General features: G+C 37.7%; 2 protein-coding genes. Both read left to right on the top strand.

What is annotated here, in order from left to right:
- A partial coding sequence (locus GC102_RS28730; protein ID WP_512698997.1) for a VOC family protein occupies window positions 1–213 on the top strand: 213 nt, incomplete at its 5' end.
- Window positions 214–297: 84 nt separating this feature from the next.
- Window positions 298–867, top strand: a complete 570-nt coding sequence (locus GC102_RS28725) for a YdeI/OmpD-associated family protein (protein ID WP_171646903.1) — start codon at window positions 298–300, stop codon at window positions 865–867.
- The last annotated feature ends 193 nt before the right edge of the window (window positions 868–1,060 follow it).

Below are 1,060 nucleotides of genomic sequence, written 5' to 3'. Positions count from 1 at the left end.
AACAATATACTGATTAGTATCGTTATTGATGATATTCAGACACTGGAAAATTACTTTTCTAATTTGTCTGTAGGTGGTTATGTTATCATGCCGTTATCAGAAATGCCCTGGTCTTCCTGCTTCGGAATGTTGGTTGATAAATTTGGTGTTGTTTGGAAATTTAATCGTGACGCAGATAAATTTCTTGATAAAGTGATTTCCAACAAACGGTAGCTCAAAAAAATGGTCTTGCAACTAAAGACCATTTTTTTTAATATTCCTTTTGTAATCAATATAGAAAGGAAAATGTATTATACTATGGAAATGAAAAATTTTATTCCAGTAAAATCGAGAGAAGATTTAAGAAATTGGCTGCAGAACAATTGCAAGACTGAAAAGTGTTGCTGGGTCTTGGTTAGTATGACGCCCACCCCCGATGTGCTGTTATATTTGGACGCGGTCGAGGAAGCTTTGTGCGTTGGATGGATCGATGGAGTCAAGAAGAAAATTTCTGAAACGGAGCTGGCTCAGAGACTATCTCCTAGAAGTAAAAAAAGTTCATGGACTGAATTAAATAAAGAACGTGTCCGTCGCCTCGAAAAGTTGGGGTTAATGAGAGACGAAGGAAGAAGGGCTCTTCCTGATATGGATCACGATTCTTTTAGAATAGATGAAGATATAGAGCAAAGGCTAAAAGAGGAAAAGCAAGTATACGATAATTTCATGGCATTTCCAGATCTTTATAATAGAGTTCGGATCGACACGATACAAAGCAATAAGAATCAGTCAGAATTGTTTAGGAGCAGATTAGATAAATTCATAACAAATACTAGAGAAAACAAAATGTACGGTCAATGGAATGATAATGGACGTCTACTAGATTATTAAGGTGCTCTGGGGCAATTTTCAAACCTTCAAATCCACGTCACTCGGCTGTCATAATGAACAACGACCGCCGATCAGGCCCGCCGAGCTTATTCTCGAAATAACCATCTATTTCGACTATCACATTCATCACCGCCGTTTGCTAATGAGCGACTGTCTTCACAGTATAAGGAGTTGGTAAAGTCAGATTACGTGA

Origin of the sequence: Paenibacillus germinis, assembly GCF_013141785.1 — a bacterium.
GTDB classification, from domain to species: Bacteria; Bacillota; Bacilli; order Paenibacillales; family NBRC-103111; genus Paenibacillus_E; species Paenibacillus_E phytorum.
This window is presented reverse-complemented; position numbering and strand designations above follow the sequence as displayed.

What these genes read in the sequence shown, in the direction of transcription:
- GC102_RS28725 (WP_171646903.1), top strand. Translation starts at nt 298, where the DNA reads ATGGAAATGAAAAATTTTATTCCAGTAAAATCGAGAGAAGATTTAAGA.